A 20813-nucleotide genomic window follows, 5' to 3' on the forward strand; every position below is an offset into this window, starting at 1 on the left:
GGGGACGTGTGGCGTTCCTACTCTGCCCCTTTTTCCTTTGTTTTTCTCGTACTTTCTCTGTCATTCCCGCGCAGGCGGGAATCTCTGATAGGCAGAACGCGTGCATTCTGCCAAAGATCCCCGGCTTTCGCCGAGGATGACGGAGGGGACATTCAGAACAGGGTGAAGAATAAGTCATTCCACAAAGGGTTGGCAGCCTCGATCAAGTTAACTTTCCACGCCCGCCTCCATTTTTTTAATTGCTTCTCCCGCTGAATCGCCATGAGCATACTTTCAGTATGTTCGTAATAAACAAGCTGATTTACATTGTATCGATGGGTAAACCCACGTGTTTTCAGATTATTATGCTGCCAGATGCGCCGTATCAAATTGCCGGTGACACCGATATAAAGCGTGCCATTCGGTTTGTTGGTTAATATATAGACACTCGGCGGCATTCTTATTCACCTGGCATATTAAGAACTCCGTTGTAACTGATCTTCACCGTGACGTCTTTCGTTATCCTCGAATATAGCGACCGTGCTCACCGATCCTTTCGCAAACCAGAAATGACCATGAGTAGGGCTGGCGCTGCCTGCCTTAACTCCCTATAATTCTCTCGTTACTGTTTGTTTACCCGTTACTATGCCATTCGGCATTTCCCTCATTTATCAGGTCATTTATTGTCATGGCTGCGACGTCTCACCAGTGTGTCATCATCGGAATTGCAGGAGCATCCGCTTCTGGCAAAAGTCTTATTTCCAGTACGCTCTATCGCGAGTTGCGCGATCAGGTGGGGGATGAGCATATCGGGGTCATCCCGGAAGACAGTTATTATAAAGATCAAAGCCATCTGAGCATGGAAGAGCGGGTGAAAACCAACTACGACCACCCCAATGCCATGGACCATGACCTGCTGTTAACGCATCTGAAAATGCTTAAAGCCGGGCAAGCGATTGAGTTGCCACAGTACAGTTACGTTGAGCATACCCGCAAGCAAGAGACGGTACGCTTGCTGCCGAAGAAAGTGATCATTCTGGAAGGTATCTTGTTACTGACGGAAGTCCGCCTGCGCGCTGAGCTGAATTTTTCTATTTTTGTCGATACCCCGCTGGATATCTGTTTGCTGCGTCGTATGCGCCGTGATGTGAACGAACGCGGTCGCTCCATGGACTCAGTCATGGAGCAGTATCAAAAAACGGTACGCCCGATGTTTTTGCAATTTATTGAACCGTCGAAGCAATATGCAGATATTATCGTGCCACGCGGCGGTAAAAACCGTATTGCGATTGATATTCTGAAAGCCAAAATCAGTCAGTTTTTTGAATAATTCACCGAAGACGGCGTAAACGAGAAAAGGGAACAACATGAGACTGTGCGATCGTGATATAGAAAGCTGGCTAGACGATGGACGTCTGGTTATCACCCCCCGTCCTCCCGTTGAACGAATCAACGGTGCAACGCTGGATGTGCGGCTGGGCAATCAGTTTCGCGTTTTCAGCGGACACACTGCCGCATTTATCGATTTAAGCGGCCCAAAAGACGAAGTTAGCGCGGCGCTCGATCGCGTGATGAGCGATGAAATCAACTTGCCGGAAGGCGAAACGTTTTTCCTGCATCCTGGCGAATTGGCGCTGGCGGTGACGTTGGAATCGGTGACATTGCCGGATAATCTGGTGGGCTGGCTCGACGGTCGCTCATCTTTGGCGCGCCTGGGATTAATGGTTCACGTTACTGCGCATCGCATCGATCCCGGCTGGCAGGGTAGAATTGTGCTGGAGTTCTATAATTCAGGTAAGCTACCGTTGGCATTACGTCCTGGCATGATTATCGGTGCATTGAGTTTTGAACCGCTCTCTGGCCCGGCCGCGCGCCCCTACAACCGTCGTGAAGATGCAAAATACAAAGATCAGCAGGGCGCTGTGGCGAGCCGAATCGATAAGGATTGATCGCCAGTGCATAATGCTGTTGCACTGATTGTTGGGAGGATGACATGAAAAGAGTGTTGACGACGCTGGCGATTTTGCTTGTGGTGCTGGCTGTCGGTATGACGGCGCTGGTCATGCTGGTGAACCCCAACGATTTTCGCGCTTACATGGTAAGCCAGGTTGATGCCCGCAGCGGATACTGTTTGCAGTTGGAGGGGGATCTCCGCTGGCACGTTTGGCCGCAGCTCAGCATTCTTTCTGGCGGTATGTCGCTAACCACACCGGGCGCGGCGGCACCGATTGTCAGTGCAGAAAACATGCGTCTGGATGTGAAACTCTGGCCGCTATTGTCACATCGTCTGGAAGTGAAGCAGGTGATGCTGAAAGGAGCGGTGGTGCGCTTAACGCCTGAAAGCGAAGCGCATCGCTCCAGCACCGCACCCATTGCGCCAGCCGGTTCGTCAACGCCGGAAGAGACGCGCAATTGGCGACTTGCCATTAATCAGTTGAAAATCGTGGATAGCCTGTTGATTTTGCAACGCGGTGACGACGAACAGCTCAACGTGCGCGATATCAACCTCACGTTGGAAGAGAGTAGTGAGCGCCAACTGGCGCTGGAATTGACTAGCCGCATTAATCGCGATCAGCGCGACCTTACTGTATCACTTCAGGCGAATCTCGATATGCAGCACTATCCGCAGAAAATCGACGCCAGTATCGAACAATTTCAATACCAACTTCAGGGCGCAGGTATTCCCGTTGGCGGCATCAGCGGCAGTGGTAGCCTTCAAGCCAGTTATCAACAAGCTGCTGGTTCTACTCAGCCGGAAAAAGTCACAGTAAATCAGTTCACGCTGGCAGCGAGTGACAGTCAACTGAGCGGGAATGCGACAGCAATCCTGGGCGATCACCCTGAATATACGCTAGACATCAACGCGGCGCGGCTAAACCTTGATGCGCTGCTGGGAAGTGCGCCAACGGCACAAACGCAAAATGCTACGCCAGCCGCGATCAAGACCGTTACGCCGGTGGTCTCGACGGAGCGTGGGCTGAGTGAGGGGGATGCCTTATGGCAATCGTTCAGTGCGCAGTTGGCATTGCAGGTAAACACGTTTATCTACCGTGGCCTGACCTTCAGCAAGGTAAACCTTAACGCGGTTAATCAGGCTGGCGTACTGACTATTTCCTCGTTGCAGAGCGAGCTTAACGGCGGGCGTATCGCACTGACCGGAAAAATGGATGCGAAGGCCACACCTAAAATCACTTTGCAACCCACGATTGAGGGTGTGAGCGTTGAGCCGCTGACAGTAGCGTTTGCGTTGCCGCAAACGGTCAGTGGCAAACTGTCGTTAAAGGGACAGTTTAGTGGCGATACTTTCTCGCTGGATGCATTGATGCGTCAGTGGCGGGGTAACGCGACATTGAGTGTGGATAACCTGCGTTTTCAGGGCGTGAATATTCAGCAGATGATTCAGTTGGCGGTGGTGCGTAACAACAGCAATGTGCAGGCGTTAGAGCGCTACGATCGCTATACCGATATTACGAGGTTGACCGGCAATGCCGATCTCAATGCAGGTAAACTGCGGGTAAGTGATATTACCGGTCAATCTGCGCTGCTGTCGCTCACTGGTACCAGCCAGTTTGATCTCCCGGCTCAACAATGTGACATGAATTTTAACGTGCGCATTACCGATGGCTGGCGTGGTAACGAGCAGTTAGTGGAGATTTTAAAATCTACCAGCGTACCGCTGAGTATTTATGGCCCGATCAATAACCTGAGCTATCAACTGCAAGTCGATCAGTTGCTGCGTAAACGCTTTCAGGATGAGATGAAAAAGCGGCTCAATGAGTGGGCCGACAAAAACCAGCAGAGCCAGACCGGCAAAGGGCTAAAACAGCTTCTCGACAAGCTTTGATTGCCTATGTCGTGGTCTTAAAAGCGACGGCGATAAGGCGATAAATAGGGGGACTCATTATCTCCGTCCCCCTTCGCCAATCAAGAACGTCACTCGTCATTCCCGCTCTTCATCCGTCATTCCCGCGAAGGCGGGAATCTCCCAGAGACTAAACGCATTTCCGCTGGCAAAGGTCCCCGGCTTTCGCCGATGACGGCAGAGAGGGCTGCCACGATATCCATGATCGCTAATGGTTTTTTTTCTTTCAATACGTCAATAGGTAGTTTATTAACCTTATCTCGCTTACGGAAATAAACTTTACTTCTTTGATCTTTGCCATTTGTAGTTTTTCTACAAATCAGTAAACTTCCCTGCTTTTATCACGTTTTCTTATACCAGAGCGCTATTTGATGTCTGCCCGTCAGGCATTTGTTTACGTTCACTTTCTACAGAGAAACATCATGATCGAACTCCTTATAGGTGTTGTTGTGACGGTGCTGGTGGGCCGTTACATCATTAAAGGCTATTCCGCGACCGGCGTTCTGATGGCAGGCGGGTTGCTGCTGCTGCTGATCAGCGTGCTGATGGGGAAAAGCGTACTGCCCGCCAGTGCGAAATCCACAGGGTGGGGCTTAACGGATATTGTTGAATACGTTAAAATTCTGCTGATGAGCCGCGGCGGCGACCTCGGCATGATGATTATGGTACTGTGCGGTTTTGCCGCCTACATGACGCATATTGGTGCCAATGACGTTGTGGTAAAACTGGTTTCACGCCCGCTGAAAGTGATCAACTCCCCTTATTTGCTGATGATTGCCGCCTATTTCGTGGCCTGCCTGATGTCACTCGCTGTGTCATCTGCCACCGGATTGGGTGTGTTGCTGATGGCAACGCTGTTCCCAGTTATGGTGAATGTGGGCATCAGCCGTGGAGCGGCGGCGGCTATCTGCGCCTTGCCGGCGGCATTGATCCTGTCGCCGACCTCTGGCGACGTGGTGCTGGCGGCACAGGCTTCGCAAATGAAGCTGGTGGATTTTGCCTTTAAGGTGACACTGCCGATCTCCATTGCCGCCATTGTGTCTATGGCGATTGCCCACTTCTTCTGGCAGCGCTATATCGACCAAAAAGAGAACATCAGCCACGAAATGGTCGAAGCGAAAGACATTGAAACCAATGCGCTGCGCCTGTACGCCATTTTGCCGTTCACGCCGATCATTGGTGTGCTGATTTTTGATGGCAAGTGGGGGCCGGAACTGCACATTATCACCATTCTGGTGATCTGTATGCTGCTGGCTGCTATGTGTGAATTCCTGCGTTTCTTTAACGCCAAAACCATTTACGCTGGGCTGGATGTCGCTTATAAGGGCATGGCCGAGGCCTTCTCCAGCGTTGTGGTGCTGTTGGTTGCTGCCGGTGTGTTTGCACAGGGGTTGAGCACCATCGGTTTTATCAGCGGGTTGATCGGGTTGGTGCAATCCTTTGGCAGCGGCGCTCTGCTTATGATGCTGATGCTGATGCTGATGCTGGTGCTGGTAGTGATCACCATGTTGGCGGCAATGATCACCGGGTCGGGTAACGCGCCGTTCTATGCGTTTGTCGAACTGATCCCCAAGTTGGCTTCACAGATGGGCATCAACCCAGCCTATCTGGCGATCCCGATGCTGCAAGCTTCTAACCTTGGCAGAACCATTTCTCCGGTGTCTGGCGTAGTGGTTGCGGTAGCAGGGATGGCGAAGGCTTCGCCGTTCGAAGTGGTAAAACGCACATCAGTACCGGTATTGGTCGGGCTGATTGTGGTGGTGGTTGCTACGGAAATTTTGATTCCGGCATAAGATAAATGGGCATCCCTCACTGTGTATCGGTGGGGGATGCTTCACTTTTATACCTCATAATCCTGCTCAGGCGTGTGCTCCTGAGTGATTGCCACTTTCACAATACGGTGGCTCTCCATGCTTAATATTTTGAAGCGATAACCATCTATGGTGAGTTCATCACCCTCTTGCGGCACCCGCTGCGAATATTCCATCATTAACCCGGCCAGCGTGTAATACTCACGTTTTTCATCCAGCGTAAGGGGGATGTACATGGCGAGATCTTCCAGCGGCGTATAGCCGTTGGCAATCCAACTCCCGTCTTCATTTTGCGTGATGTCGTGACGTGCATCGACATCTTCTCCCTCGACCGGCAGATTACCGGCGATGGTTTCCATTACATCACTCAGCGTAACAATACCTTCCACCGAACCAAATTCATCCACCACAAAAGCGAAGTGGGTTTTTGCCGTTCTGAACTGCTCTAGCGCCTGTAGCAAAGAGATCTGCTCAGGGAACACCAGCGGCTGGCGCACCAGCTTATGCAGATCGAGCAGTTCATGGCGCAACTGTTGTTGCAGCAGGGAGGCCACATGCACGATACCCACCGGTTCATCCGAGGTAGAGCTATCCATCACTACCAGTCGCGTATGCGGGCTTTTCTCCAACAGCGTTGCCAGCGCATCTTGGGGAGACTGAAGCTCAACGGCGATGATATCGTGGCGGGATGTCATGATGCTGCTGACGCTACGCTGCCCCATGCCGAGCACGCGTTCGATCATGCGCCGTTCCTGACGGTTGAACACCGCATTACCGCTTTGTGCGTTGTCGCCAATCAGGTCCGAGGTTTGGTTATTCAATTCCGCATCTTCATGCTCGCCGCGCAGGATTTTCAGGATCACATCGGCGGTACGCTGGCGCAGCGGCACATCTGAGGTGAGGAAACGGCGGCGGTTAAACTGGGCAACCTGATTTAGCACCTCAATCAATACGGAGAAACCAATCGCTGCATAGAGGTAGCCTTTAGGAATATGGTAACCGAAGCCATTTGCGACCAGGCTAAAGCCGATCATCAGTAAAAAGCTGAGGCAAAGAATGACGATAGTTGGGTGAGCGTTTACAAACCGGGTTAACGGCTTGCTAGCGAGCAGCATTAATCCAATGGAGATGGTGACGGCAGACATCATCTCCAGCAGATGATCCGTCATACCGACAGCGGTAATCACCGAATCCAGCGAAAAGATGGCATCCAGGATTACAATTTGCGTCATAACCGCCCAAAAGTGCGCTCTTTTACGCTGGCCATGCTGCTCATGATCTTTGCCTTCTAACCGCTCATTGAGTTCTACGGTGGCCTTGAACAGCAGAAACAGCCCGCCAATCACCATAATGATATCGCGCGCGCTAAACGGCTGTTGAAACAGGGTGAAAAGCGGGGCGGTGAGGGAAACCAGCCAGGACATAGAGGCAAGCAGCACCAGCCGCATCAATAGCACGAGTGACAGACTAACGACGCGGGCACGATCTCTGAGTTTTTCGGGGAGTTTTTCCGCCAGAATGGCAATAAAGGCAAGGTTATCGATACCTAATACCAGTTCCAACACCACGAGCGTTGCCAAACCGGCCCAGATAGTGGGATCAGCGATCCACTCCATATAAATTTTTTCACCTTCATCAACCAGAATCGATATAGGGTAGCAGCGCAGGCCGCATTGAACCAGCATTTGTGGGGACATTGCCCGCCAGACAACATTTTCATAAAATCATTGCAAACATAATTACTTTATTTACAACTATTTAGCATTTTAACCTGCTGATTTAAAATCGCTAACTTTCAAAAAACGGTATCTAGCCACGCGCAAAAGTGCTAGCCTTTGTAAGGAATTATTAAATAAAACCGTTTTGTTTAAAAAACACTCAAACATAAAAAGACATGTGATTTCCTAAGGTTATTGCGGTTTTGTTGCGCGGGATAGGCCTAATCTGAAAATCTTTGTAAATCCACGAACTTTCTGTACAGAGTGAAATTTGCTCCATACTATAGTGGCGTGCGCGGCACTATAGAGTCTTTTTCTGAAAGTTTTGTGGTTTTTTTTGGTTGACTAGCCCGTAACAGTAAATAAGTACCCAGGAATCATAATGTGCCCCACGGATGGTATTCCGTATTTTAACAGCACGTTGGCGGCTATAAGCCAAGGGCGGTAGCGTGCCTGGTGCGAAGTAACTTCACGGTTGATGATGGTGCAAAAATGCAAGAAATTACGGTTATCTTTATAAGCTCTTTTATTGCGCTTTTTCTGGCAAGAAAAACAGCAATAAAAATAGGATTAGTGGATAAACCGAACTCGCGCAAAAAACACCGCGGGCACATCCCCCTCGTGGGGGGTGTTTCTATTTATCTCGCCCTGTGGATCCTCTATGCCCTTCATTCTGAATGGCTACCTGATTTTTCTCTCTATATGGTCTGCGCCAGTGCGTTACTTTTCGTTGGCGTGCTGGACGACCGCTTCGATCTCCATGTTATGCCTCGTATCTTCCTGCAAGCGCTGGTAGCCAGCATCATGATGTATTCCGGGCTTCATCTTGCGAGCCTGGGTAACATTCTGTTTGGCTATGAGCTGGTGCTGGGATGGGCGGGCTACGCGGTGACACTGCTCGCGGTCTGGGGCGCTATCAATGCTTTCAACATGGTCGATGGTATCGATGGTTTACTGGGCGCACTCTCTTGCGTTACCTTTGGTGCGCTGGCCGTGATGTTTTATCTGGATGGCGAGCATGAACTGGCGCAGTGGAGTTTATGCCTGTTGGCTGCATCCATTCCTTATATTCTTCTCAATCTCGGTATTCCGTGGGGACAAAAATTTAAAGTCTTTATGGGCGATGCTGGCAGCACCTTGATTGGCTTTACCGTCATCTGGTTGCTGATTGTCGCCACGCAAGGGCATGACGCTGTAATTCGCCCGGTAACTGCTTTGTGGTTTATCGCCGTACCGTTGATGGACATGGTCACTATTATGACACGCCGTATTCGCCGTGGTGATAGCCCCTTCAAGCCCGATCGCGAACACTTGCATCATATTTTACTGCGTGCGGGGCTGGGGCCGCGTCAAACCCTGTTAGCCATTGTTGGCGTAGCGTTTATCTTTGCGCTGGTAGGTATTATTGGCGAACGTGCAGGAATCCGAGAGTCTGTTATGCTTAGCCTGTTTTTACTGGCATTCGTCGGCTATTTCTGGTCAATTACCCGGGTATGGCGTTTGCTGACATGGGCTCGCCGTGGTAGCGGCCAGTCCGAGCATTTGCACAGCAAAGTGATCCAAACGCCACTGAACAAGTAAATTACCCGTTTTTACAGCCGTAACTCATGGAATCAATAGCACCCGAATTCTTTATGATAGAGGCAGAGGATCGGCGGCGACTTATAACTTATTAAAAGTGATGGCATAAACAGGATGATAGCTTACAAAAGAAAAGTGATACCGTTGATGGTATCTGCCGTGTTGCTGAACGGTTGTACCATTATTCCTGGTTCGCATTTGACGAACAGCGGCAAAGAAGTGATTAAACAGCAGGATGCAGATTTCAACATCAGTAAACTGGTCAACGTTTACCCGATGACGCCCTACCTGATTGAGAAAATGCGGGCAAAATCGCTGGTAGCTCAAGCTAACTCCGTGCTGGATCGTGAACTGCAAAGCTACGAATATCATATAGGCGTCGGTGACGTGCTGATGATTACCGTATGGGACCACCCTGAATTGACCACTCCCGCAGGTACCTATCGCACTGCGGCAGATTCCGGCAACTGGGTCCACGCGGATGGCACTATCTTCTACCCCTACATTGGTAAAGTGACGGTGGCGGGTAAAACGGTCACCCAGGTGCGCGATGAGATCATGGGCCGCCTGGCACAATATATTGAATCGCCACAAGTGGAAGTAAGCATTGCCGCGTTCCGTTCACAGAAAGTGTATGTTTCGGGTGAAGTGGCGACATCTGGACAGCAGGCCGTTACCAACGTGCCGCTAACCATTCTGGATGCCATCAACAAAGCGGGTGGGCTGACGGAAAACGCCGACTGGCGCAACGTGGTGCTCACCCATAACGGGCAGGAAAAACGCATTTCCCTCCAGGTGCTGATGCAAAACGGCGACCTGTCTCAGAACCAACTTCTCTACCCTGGCGATATCCTTTATGTGCCGCGTAACGACGGCCTGAAGGTGTTTGTTATGGGGGAAGTGAAAAAGCAAAGCACGCTGAAAATGGACCGCAGCGGCATGACGCTCACCGAAGCGTTAGGCAATGCGGAAGGGATGGATCAGGCGATGTCTGATGCCACCGGTGTGTTTGTTATCCGTCCACTGCGCGGCACACAAGGCCCTAAACTGGCCGATATCTACCAGCTTAATACTGCGGATGCGACATCGTTGGTGATGGGCACTGAGTTCCAGCTACAGCCCTATGATGTGGTTTATGTGACGACCACACCTCTTGTGCGTTGGAACCGCGTGATTTCACAATTGGCTCCAACCATATCAGCATTTAATGATCTGACCAAAGGCGCGACGCGTGTTCGTACCTGGCCATAACCGTTCATTGATACGCGAAGAACGTCATGTTTGATTCCATTTTAGTGGTATGCGTCGGCAACATCTGCCGCTCTCCGACCGGGGAGCGGTTGTTAAAACAGCTGTTGCCAAACAAAAGAATCGCCTCTGCGGGACTAGGGGCACTGGTTGAGCATGCCGCAGATAACACTGCCAGCGATGTAGCCAGTGAGCACGGCCTTTCACTGGAAGGGCACTCAGCCCAGCAGTTCACCAAATCCTTATGCAGAGAATATGACCTGATTTTGGTGATGGAAAAAGGCCACATCGATGCCGTGGGGCGCATGGCACCGGAAGTGCGTGGTAAGACCATGTTGTTTGGCCACTGGCTGAACCAGCGAGAGATTGTTGACCCTTATGGCAAAAGTCGCGAGGCTTTTGAGTTTGTTTATGTACAACTAGAGCAGTCGGCCCAAAAATGGGCGCAGGCTTTAAATAGATAATTTTCAGAGAAACCGATGGCAGAGAAAAATTCAGTGAAAACATCTGAAATTGATCGTTCAGATGAGATTGATTTGGGGCGATTGCTTGGAACCCTGCTAGATAATCGTTGGTTAATTATTGGTGTAACGGCTCTATTTACCATCGTTGGTATTATGTATGCCATGCTCGCCACACCGATTTATAAAGCGGATGCGCTGATTCAGGTAGAACAAAGCAGCGGCGATTCTTTGATCAAAGATATCTCCAGCATATTACCGGATGCTAAGCCGCAATCAGCTGCTGAAATTGAGTTAATCAAGTCGCGCATGGTAATGGGAAAGACCATTACCGATTTAACATTAGATATAGATGTTCATCAGAAATATTTCCCCATCATTGGTAAAGGTATTGCGCGCTTAGTGGATGCTGAGTCAGGCCAAATTACCGTATCTCGCCTTGATGTGCCCGAAAGTTGGCAAGATGAACCGCTGACGCTAAAAGTCATTGATAAAGAGAATTATACTTTAACGGGGGGAGACACCGTTTCTTTCTCAGGTAAAGTGGGACAGGTGGAGAGCCATAACGGTATTGATCTCTTAGTTAGTGATATTCAATCTGAGAACGGTACGGTTTTTCGCCTAAGGAAGCTTAATCCGTTAACAGCGATTAATGGATTATTAAATGATTTTACTGTTGCCGATAAAGGGAAAGATACTGGTGTTTTAGGGTTAAGTTTAGAAGGTGAAAATCCTATCTTAACCACCAAGATTCTAAACAGCATCAGCCAAAACTATTTGCAGCAGAACGTGGAGCGTAAATCAGAAGAAGCAGGGCGCAGCCTTGAGTTTTTAAAAGAACAGCTACCAAATATTCGTGGTCAGTTGAATGATGCAGAAAATAAATTAAACACCTTTCGCCAACAGAATGATTCTGTTGACCTCTCATTAGAGGCCAAAGCGGTGCTAGACACAATGGTGTCTGTGGAATCTCAGCTTAATGAACTAACGTTTAAAGAAGCAGAGATCTCCAAACTCTACACCCGTGAACATCCTGCCTATCGTGCGTTGATGGAAAAGCGTAAAACCTTGCAGCAAGAGCGCGATAAGCTGAATAAACGTGTAAGTGCGATGCCTAAAACTCAGCAAGAGATTTTGCGCTTAACCCGTGATGTGCAAGCTGGGCAAGAAGTGTATATGCAACTGCTGAATAAACAGCAGGAGCTCAGCATTAACAAAGCCAGCACGGTAGGCAATGTGCGTATTATCGACAAAGCTGTTGTTCAGCCTAAACCTATTAAACCTAAAAAAGCATTGATTGTGCTGCTAGCAATGGTTTTAGGTGGAATTGCCTCTACTGTATTTGTCGTACTGAAAACCTTGTTGCATGAAGGAATCGAAAGCCCTGAGCAATTAGAAGAGTTAGGCATTAACGTTTATGCCAGCGTGCCACTTTCTGAATGGCAACAAAAGAAAGACAGGGCGTTATTGGCTAAGGGCAAGAAAAGTAATACCCGCTCTACAGAGTTACTTGCTATTGGCAACCCAGCTGACCTGGCCATCGAAGCCATTCGTAGCTTACGCACGAGTTTGCATTTCGCGATGATGGAAGCGAAAAACAATGTATTAATGATTTCTGGTGCCAGCCCTTCCATCGGTAAAACGTTTATCAGTGCCAACCTTGGCGCGGTGATTGCTCAGGCAGGGCTGCGTGTGCTGATTGTTGATTGCGATATGCGTAAAGGTTATGCCCATGAATTAATGGGGGTACAAAGCAACAATGGCCTTTCAGATATCCTTTCTGGCCAGATACAAGCAACTGATGCTGTGAGAAAAACGCATATGGAGGGAATGGATTTTATCCCTCGTGGTCAGGTTCCTCCCAACCCTTCTGAGTTGTTGATGCATGGCCGTTTTTCGGAGTTTATTAAGTGGACAGTTGAGAATTACGATTTAGTACTACTGGATACTCCGCCTATCCTGGCAGTGACAGATGCAGCTATTATTAGTCGTCAAGCTGGCACTTCTTTGCTTGTTGCTCGTTTTGAAATGAATACTGTGAAAGAAATTGAAGTGAGTATTCGCCGCTTTGAGCAGAATGGGGCGGAAATTAAAGGCATAATTCTTAATGCCATTGTTAAACGTGCTGCTAGTTATTATGGGGATGGTAATTATCATTATTATACTTATGATTATAAATCAGAAAAATAAAATATCTTAGGGGTGTAGTGATGCTCCCTTTAACATAGTGCCTAACAGAATAATTAGTGAAACGGAGTTTGATATTTTAAAAAATATATTTTGGATGTTATCTGAAAAAACTATAAGGCTGGGATTCAGTGTTTTAACTAGTGCCTTAATAGCGCGACATTTAGGGCCGAAAGATTTTGGAGAGCTTAACTATTATATTGCATTATTAGCAATATTTATTGTCGTTTCTTCTGTTGGTTTGAATAGAATTATCGTGCGAGATGTTGTTCAATCTAAGGATAATAGAACACAGCAAAATATTATTATTACAACAGCTTTGTATATACGATTGTTTTTTTCTTGCTGCATTATATTATTGGCCGTATTATATTCATTATTATATCTCTCTGCCGATAATTTTTTAGCATCTATTATAATTTTCCTTTCATTAATATTTACATCGGTTGACATATTAGACTTCTACCAGCAAGGACTATCTTCATTTAAACTGGTAAGTATATGTAGAACAATTACTTTTTTTATTAGTTCACTAATCCGACTTCTATTTGTATATTTATCCTTTGAATTTATATGGTTTGTCTTGGCTGTACTGATTGAGTATATGATTACGGGGTTCGGATTAATATATATCAATTCTAAGAATAAACTTATCTCACCATTTTCAATTAAATTTTTTTCAATTGATAAAGCTAAATTTTTAATCAAAGAGTCCTGGCCTGAAATTATTGCAGGATTTGGGGCTGTTCTATTTATGAAGATGGATCAGGTTATGCTTCAGTTAATCAGTGGCTCTGAAAGCGTAGGTATATACTTAGCGGCTACAAGGATTAGTGAGGCGTGGTACTTTGTTCCTATGGCAGTAGTCTCGGCAACGTTTCCTAAAGTTATTCACTTAAAAAAAATATCAGTAATTGCTTATTACGATGCAATCGCAGCATTAAGTTCTGTTTTGGTTTATATGGCCCTGTTGGTTGCTATCTTTTTCTCAATTTATGGTGGTAGCATCATAAATATTATTTATGGGGAAGCGTATGCAGATAGTGCAATAATTATTTCATGGCACACATGGGGAGCAATTTTCTTATGTATGGGAATTACTTCTGGCTCTTGGTTGGTTGCGGAAAAAAAACTAAATATCAATTTATATCGTAATATTTTTGGGTTGGTTATTAATTTTATATCAAATATTATTCTGATTCCGATATGGGGAACTCAAGGTGCAGCTAGTGCAACTGTAATAGGTTTGGCTTCCGCATTTTATTTTTTTGATTTATTTTTACCTTCTCTTAGACCTATTTTTTGGATAAAAACAAAATCAATTCTTCCTACTGAATTTTATAAATGTATAACTTTTTTTGTAAAGTTTAAAAACTGACATTTTGGATATGATATTCATAAAGTTTTCATCTCTCATTAATCAATGTAAATATCTTTTCACTGAACATGCAACTCGTTTGAAAAAACCTCGCGTTATCCAATTTCCAGTTATAGATACATGCAATTCTAGATGTCAAATGTGTCGAATATGGGAAAATAAAAAAAGTACTGACATCTCAGTTGCACAACTCCGGAAAGGATTAGCCAGTTCACTTTTCAGTGAAGTAGAGGGTATTGGTTTTAACGGTGGAGAACCGACTCTGAGGGCAGAACTCGCTGAGTTAGTAGATGTTGTTGTTGATTCATTACCAAAACTAAAACATGTATCTCTAATTACAAATGCCTATAAATATTCACAAGTTATAGAAAAAATCCAAACCATAGGCCCTATTATTAAGAAAAAAAATATCAATTTTGATGTTATGATATCTATCGATGGTTACGGTGAGGTACACGATCGTGTTAGAGGTAGGAGTGGAAATTTTGATAATGCCCTTAAGGTAATTGATTTTTTACAAGTTTACCCTCTCGTTGATAATATTAGAATTGGATGTACAGTAATTAGGGAGAATGTATATCATTTACCTAAATTACTTGAGTTTTGTATTAAAAAAGGACTATATGTCAAATTTAGACAGGGTGTACCACATCAACGACTTTATACAGAAAATCTCTTAGATCCTTATGCATTAACAGTAGAAGAAAAATATGAATTTGTTGAGTTTTTAGAAGGATTAATCAAGCATTACGAGAAAAGTATTATGCAACGATTCTTCTATCGATCACTTATACAGCAAATAACTAATGACGGACCAAGAATTGCTGGTTGCGACTGGCGCCACCGTGGGGCGACAATTACTGCGAAAGGGGAACTTGCTTATTGTGCAGTGCAAAGTAAGTCATTAATGCGAAACATTGCTGAAGGTGATCCTAATGATGCTTATTTTTCTAATGAGGTACATTTAAAAGAAATAATTAAAACCAAATGTGCTAATTGTCATCATGACTACGTAGGTATACCAGCTAAAGAGCATTATCGTCATATTTTTATTGAAAGAATAGATGAAAAATTTAAAATAAAGGCGAAGATACGTGAAATTCCTGGGTTTAATATGCTTAATAACATGCGAAAGAAACGTACTTTTAACAAAAATTTAAATTATTATAAATCGTCTTTAGCAACTTTCAATATTTTATTAAACCCAAATAAAAAAATAAAAGTACTCATATGTGGTTGGTATGGAACCGAAACATTAGGTGATAAAGCCATTATTGGAGGAATAATTCATAGTTTCAAAAAGTGTCTAGATGACGATGTACAGTTTATTGTAGTCAGCTTATTTGAATACATTACTAGAATTACGGCATTGCAAATGCCAGAATTTGTTCATGCAAAGGTAGTTACCCCAGAAGAAGGTATTTCTCTCATAGAGAAGATGGATTACGTGGTATTCGGCGGTGGTCCATTAATGGGTATTGATACATTAGCACCAATGCAAGCTATTTTTGAAATTGCCAAACAGAAAAAGATAAAAACTGTGATAGCTGGATGTGGAGTAGGGCCTTATGGCGAGATATGGCATAATGTAAGTATAAAACGTATCTTGGAACTCGCCGATATTCGGATTTATCGTGATAAACGATCAAAGGAATATGCTGCTGAATTGGGGGTGAATGTTATTAATGATAGTGTTGCTGAAGATCCTGCATTTACTTGGTTGGCAAATTCATCTGTTTCAACAAAAATAGAAAAAGATTCTTCTGAAAAAAAAGTTTTGTTATTAGGTCTTAGAGATTTTCCCTATGAGGAATATGCTCGACATATTCCTCATAGAGATAGATTAACTATCAAAGACAACTATGAAAAAACAATTGTAAAATCACTGATCATTTTGTCAGAAAAGTATCCGGAGTTAATTATTAAACCATTACCAATGTGCACTAATCATTTTGGCTCTGATGATCGCTGGTTCTATCGACGTTTATTTAGGGATTGTAGTGAATTAGCTGAGGTTATTGATGATTCGCTACTTGGCCATGAAATGGCTCCTGTAGACTATTTTAATTCATTTAAATCAGCTGATGCCCTGCTGGCGATGAGATTTCACTCTCTCGCCTTTGGGCTTGGTATCGGCGTCAATTCGGTTGCATTAGATTATACTCTTGGTAAAGGTAAGGTTCGCTCTTTGGCTGAAAAATATAACACAGAGCTAATATCTATGATTGATCTGGATGAACATCGCTTGATTAAAGCAATTGTGATCGCATTAGAAGCAGAAAAACCAAATGCAATTAGCCTTAACGAACTGCATTTTACTAGCTCATTGAATGCCGAATTAGATAAGGTTTCCTCATGAAAGTACTCCATCTTTGTTATAGTGATTTAAGTGGGGGAGCTGCTAGAGCTGCATATCGAATACATATAGCCCAAAGACGTTTAGGTATTGATAGCCATATGTTAGTAATCAATAAACTATCAGATAATGATTACGTTCATACAGTATCTAAATGGTGTCATATTAGAATAAAAATTCTTAATTTTGTGGCAACTAGTATTTTAAAATTTAAAATAAAAAATAATCCGGTGGTGCACTCAATAAATATTTTTCCCTCCGGAGTAGTAAAGTATATAAATAAGTTAAACCCACAAATTGTCAACCTTCATTGGATTGGTTGCAATATGCTTTCTATTCATGAAGTTAGTAAAATACAGCAACAAATTGTCTGGACATTACATGATATGTGGGCATTCTCTGGATGTGAGCACTATGAAGATTTAAACAGCCCTTGCCAATATGTAAATGGCTATAAATCGGAAGGGTTTTTTACTTCAGATTTGAATAAAATAATTTTTTCACTAAAAGTAAAAAAGTGGAAGAGGAAAAAAATTCACTTAATCGCACCTAGTAATTGGATGGGGGATTGCGCCAAAAATAGTTTCTTATTTAAAGGTAATAAAATAAGTGTAATTAGTAATTGTATTGATCATAAAAAATACAAGCCTGTCTACAAGCAGTTCGCGAGATATGTATTTGGGTTACCTAAAGAGAAAAAATTGATTTTATTTGGAGCTATGTCAAGTACCTCTGATGTGAGAAAAGGATATTCGCTCTTAAAAGATGCATTGGCTATTATGAAGATTAAAGAAAACGTTGATGATATAGAGTTGGTTATTTTTGGGGCAAGCAAAGGTAGTTATAGTGATAATGTTAATATGAAAGAACACTATTTAGGAACGTTAGCAGATGATGTTTCGTTAAGTTTACTTTATTCTGCTGTAGATATATTCGTTGCTCCATCACTGCAAGACAATCTGCCGAACACACTTGTTGAATCTCTGGCGAGTGGAACACCCTGTGTAGCGTTTAATATTGGTGGGATGAGTGATTTAATTTCGTCAGAAATTTTCGGTTCATTAGTCGATGAGGTAGATTCAAATTCTTTAGCTGATTCGATAATGACATTATTAAAAATGAAAGCTAATCCAAATCTTATATCTGAGAAGAGTGCTAAGCTACGTAATGAAAGCAGTATTGCACAACAATACTATGAAATTTATAAATTATACATAAACTAAATTTATAATGAAAAAATCCCCTAAAATTAGTGTGATAACTGTCGTTTATAATAATGCCACCGAATTACAGTCAACGATAGATTCAGTAGTAGAACAAACATATCTCGATGTTGAATTTATTATTATTGATGGTGGCTCAACAGATGGAACTCTAAATATAATAGAGAAGAATAACAATTTTATTGATTGCTGGATTAGTGAGCCGGATAAAGGAATTTATGATGCAATGAATAAAGGTACTCAAATCTCAAGTGGTGATTATATTATTTTTATTAATTCTGGTGATAAGTTTTTTCATAAAGAAGTTTTGGCTAATGTTATAAATCTATCTGGTTGTAAAAATGATGTCATCTATGGAGATCATTGGACACTAAAATCGTATAAAAATGATGGTCACTATAAAGCAAAAAATTTGAGAAAGTTAAAATATGGAATGATATGCTCTCATCAAAGCATGTTATTTAAACTAAAACTATTAATGGAAAGAGGATATTCCTATAATTATGGAACTGCCGCTGATTATGAATTACTCTGCTATTTATATTCAAAGGGTGCAAGTTTTTTTAAGTTAGATGATGTTATAATATCCTATTACCAAGCAGGTGGTGTATCGGATAAAAAAAGAATAAAATCATTATGCAATTCATATAAAGCTTATCGTGATAACTTAAGGTCAACCTTTGATATTAAATTTTTCTATCTATGGAGGTTAACTATGGAAACCGGAAAGTTGATTTTTAGGTGGGTCAAAGTAAAATGCTAATAATTTTTATTTTTGTTTTATTATTATTCATTTTAGCATATAGATTCTATTTTTGTTATCCTTTGGATTTTTATTATTTTATTTGTTTTGGTGTTGCTTATTATATTATATCACCTTATATTGTATACTTGTCTGGCGGGTTATTGAATTATCCTGGTATATCTTCTTGGCGAGATTATCTTTATTATTTTTCCGAGGCTTATGAATATTTGTGCATTATTTTTTTTGCGTTTACCGTGCCAATATTTATTTGCAATAAGTTTTTTTTAAGAATAAAAACTCCTAACATTAAAATGTCAGAGATATCTTCACTCTCGTTAGTTATTTCCTTTTTTTCTATTATGATTTTGTGTTTTTATTTGTGGTATTCAGCCTATGATGCAAACCTACTTTTTAGTGGTTATACATCAGAGTATAGCACAAGAATAATGGGGAATATGGCGACAACTAATTTGCTTTTGAATTTCTTAGCGATATACTCTAATTTAATTTGTAAAAAAAAAATTAAAAAAATATATATAGCATTAATTATAATAAACTCACTCTTTCTCTTGAGTATGGGGGGGAGAATGTATGTCGTTACAATAATCATTCCATGGTTAATGATCTATGGGGATAATGTAAAAACCTTAAAGGATTTTATAAGAAAATTTAAAATAAGTTTAATCCTGGTGAGCTTGATAATCTTATTCTGTGCGATAGGTATATTCAGATTGGGAATAACAGATTTCTCATTTATGATTTATATTTTCTTCGCTGAGCCGATATTTACTAGTTATTCTTCGGTTACATATTTACTATATAATTCAAATATTCCGTTGCTAAATAATGGTATGCTTTTTATTAGTTCATTTCTCGGTATAATACCGTCTTTCATTATGGAAAATAAATACTCGCTTTATCTTCTTCCTGAACATATGGGTTTTTATTATGAATCACCCTTTGGAGCTACATCAATAATTGTTTATTTATTCACATCGTTTGGTGTATTTGGGGCTTTCATTTTTATGTGTTTTTTGGCTTTTTTTTACAGTATTATGTCCAAAATAGCAAAAACATGTGTTTTTTTTAAAACCTTTTATTTATGTGCGTTATCTATTATACCATTCATTTTTTTTCGTGAATCATTTTATATATCTACAAGAATTATTGTCTTTCCTATATTTATTTTACCTATGTGTGTATTTATTTTTGATCGCTGTTTACATATTCTATCTAGGAAGTGAGTTGATGATTATATATGATAATATTATTCGATCGCTTCAAACTTATGGTGGAGTGTCAGTATATTTTGATAACCTGATACATAGAGTTGTAAATGATAATTTAGAGCATGAAATAATAAATTATAATAATATTCAGAAAATATCTGGTGCTAAGCAAAGTAGGTTTTTGGAACGGTATAGAGCATGTGACTGTGGGGAAATACAAGAGGGGATATTTCATTCTAGCTATTATCGGCTACCATTGAATTCTGACTTATCGATTATTACAACAGTACATGACTTTACGTATGAGAAATATATCAAAGGCCCTGCGCTTTGGGTTCATCATTGGCAAAAAAATAAGGCGATTAAATTTAGTGACTTAGTTATTTGCGTCTCACAAAATACAGCCAATGATCTTTTGAAGTACATACCAATCCCTGAGCACAAAATAAGAGTTGTTCATAACGGAGTGTCTGAAAATTATCACCCTACATCCCACAACTCAACTGTAAATAATGAAGTGCTGTTTGTCGGAGCTCGCTCAGGGTACAAAAACTTTGACTTGGCGGTCCAAGCTATTTCTGCAATGCCAGAGTTGAGCTTATCAGTTGTAGGTGGTGGAGATTTTTCAGAAAAAGAAAAGGCCTTATTGAATGAACTAATACCAGGGCGGTATAAGTGGCTAGGTCGCCTTAGTGATGCTCAGTTAAATGTTGAGTACAATCAAGCCTATGCACTCATCTATCCATCTAGTTATGAAGGCTTTGGAATACCTGTATTAGAAGCTATGAAAGCAGGCTGCCCAGTGGTTGCTGTCAATTCCTCATCAATACCTGAAGTTGCAGGGGATGCAGCGTTCTTGGCGGAAAAAACACATAGATATGCATTTATAGAAGGTTTGAAGTATGTAGAGGCAAATAGAGCGCGTCTCAGAGATAAAGGTTTTTTACAAGCAAGCAAGTTTTCATGGGATAAGTGTTATCAAGAAACGTTAAGTACATATAAAAAGTTATTGTAAGTATCACTTTCACAACGGTT

General features: G+C 42.8%; 16 protein-coding genes. 14 read left to right on the forward strand and 2 right to left on the reverse strand.

Annotated features, from left to right (window positions below; translation table 11 throughout):
* Positions 1-152: 152 nt before the first annotated feature.
* Complete coding sequence (locus tag CS369_RS04980; RefSeq protein WP_196906237.1) at positions 153-437, reverse strand: GIY-YIG nuclease family protein; 285 nt, start codon at positions 435-437, stop codon at positions 153-155.
* Between the two features lie 230 nt (positions 438-667).
* Between CS369_RS04980 and udk the strand changes: the two genes are divergently transcribed.
* From udk to dcuC, 4 genes are all read left to right on the forward strand, one after another.
* Entirely contained in the window at positions 668-1309 is a 642-nt protein-coding gene (udk, locus tag CS369_RS04985) for a uridine kinase (protein ID WP_196906238.1), read from the forward strand.
* Positions 1310-1346: 37 nt separating this feature from the next.
* Positions 1347-1928 carry a dCTP deaminase gene (dcd, locus tag CS369_RS04990; protein WP_196906239.1) on the forward strand — a complete coding sequence of 194 codons (582 nt, stop codon included), beginning with the start codon at positions 1347-1349 and terminating at the stop codon, positions 1926-1928.
* Between the two features lie 44 nt (positions 1929-1972).
* On the forward strand, positions 1973-3823 hold the full coding sequence (gene asmA / locus CS369_RS04995) for an outer membrane assembly protein AsmA (RefSeq protein WP_196906240.1): 1851 nt from the start codon (positions 1973-1975) through the stop codon (positions 3821-3823).
* A 440-nt stretch (positions 3824-4263) separates the two neighbouring features.
* Positions 4264-5634 (forward strand): anaerobic C4-dicarboxylate transporter DcuC, encoded by a 1371-nt coding sequence (gene dcuC, locus CS369_RS05000; RefSeq protein WP_196906241.1) that lies wholly within the window; start codon positions 4264-4266, stop codon positions 5632-5634.
* Between the two features lie 47 nt (positions 5635-5681).
* Here dcuC and CS369_RS05005 read toward each other — a convergent pair whose 3' ends face one another.
* Positions 5682-7268, reverse strand: a complete 1587-nt coding sequence (locus CS369_RS05005) for a TerC family protein (RefSeq protein ID WP_196906257.1) — start codon at positions 7266-7268, stop codon at positions 5682-5684.
* A gap of 594 nt (positions 7269-7862) precedes the next feature.
* Here CS369_RS05005 and wecA point away from each other — a divergent pair.
* The 10 genes from wecA (at position 7863) to CS369_RS05055 (ending at position 20793) form a co-directional block, all read left to right on the forward strand.
* Positions 7863-8951 carry a UDP-N-acetylglucosamine--undecaprenyl-phosphate N-acetylglucosaminephosphotransferase gene (gene wecA / locus CS369_RS05010; RefSeq protein ID WP_196906242.1) on the forward strand — a complete coding sequence of 363 codons (1089 nt, stop codon included), beginning with the start codon at positions 7863-7865 and terminating at the stop codon, positions 8949-8951.
* 114 nt (positions 8952-9065) lie between these two features.
* Complete coding sequence (locus tag CS369_RS05015; RefSeq protein WP_196906243.1) at positions 9066-10202, forward strand: polysaccharide export protein; 1137 nt, start codon at positions 9066-9068, stop codon at positions 10200-10202.
* A gap of 26 nt (positions 10203-10228) precedes the next feature.
* Complete coding sequence (locus tag CS369_RS05020) at positions 10229-10663, forward strand: protein tyrosine phosphatase (protein WP_196906244.1); 435 nt, start codon at positions 10229-10231, stop codon at positions 10661-10663.
* A gap of 15 nt (positions 10664-10678) precedes the next feature.
* Entirely contained in the window at positions 10679-12850 is a 2172-nt protein-coding gene (gene wzc, locus CS369_RS05025; RefSeq protein ID WP_196906245.1) for a tyrosine-protein kinase Wzc, read from the forward strand.
* 37 nt (positions 12851-12887) lie between these two features.
* Positions 12888-14225: a flippase gene (locus CS369_RS05030; protein ID WP_196906246.1), complete on the forward strand. Its 1338-nt coding sequence runs from the start codon at positions 12888-12890 to the stop codon at positions 14223-14225.
* Positions 14226-14235: 10 nt separating this feature from the next.
* Positions 14236-16584: a polysaccharide pyruvyl transferase family protein gene (locus CS369_RS05035; RefSeq protein ID WP_244664779.1), complete on the forward strand. Its 2349-nt coding sequence runs from the start codon at positions 14236-14238 to the stop codon at positions 16582-16584.
* Positions 16581-17804 carry a glycosyltransferase gene (locus CS369_RS05040; RefSeq protein WP_196906248.1) on the forward strand — a complete coding sequence of 408 codons (1224 nt, stop codon included), beginning with the start codon at positions 16581-16583 and terminating at the stop codon, positions 17802-17804. The genes CS369_RS05035 and CS369_RS05040 overlap by 4 nt, the downstream gene beginning before the upstream one ends.
* A 7-nt stretch (positions 17805-17811) precedes the next feature.
* On the forward strand, positions 17812-18567 hold the full coding sequence (locus tag CS369_RS05045) for a glycosyltransferase family 2 protein (protein ID WP_196906249.1): 756 nt from the start codon (positions 17812-17814) through the stop codon (positions 18565-18567).
* On the forward strand, positions 18561-19793 hold the full coding sequence (locus tag CS369_RS25050; protein WP_374191032.1) for an O-antigen polymerase: 1233 nt from the start codon (positions 18561-18563) through the stop codon (positions 19791-19793). Before CS369_RS05045 ends, CS369_RS25050 begins: the two co-directional genes overlap by 7 nt.
* Position 19794: 1 nt before the next feature.
* Positions 19795-20793, forward strand: coding sequence for a glycosyltransferase family 1 protein (locus CS369_RS05055; RefSeq protein ID WP_196906251.1), 999 nt, complete (start codon positions 19795-19797; stop codon positions 20791-20793).
* Positions 20794-20813 lie beyond the last annotated feature (20 nt).

It is taken from the genome of Candidatus Symbiopectobacterium sp. 'North America', assembly GCF_015762685.1.
Classification (GTDB): Bacteria; Pseudomonadota; Gammaproteobacteria; order Enterobacterales; family Enterobacteriaceae; genus Symbiopectobacterium.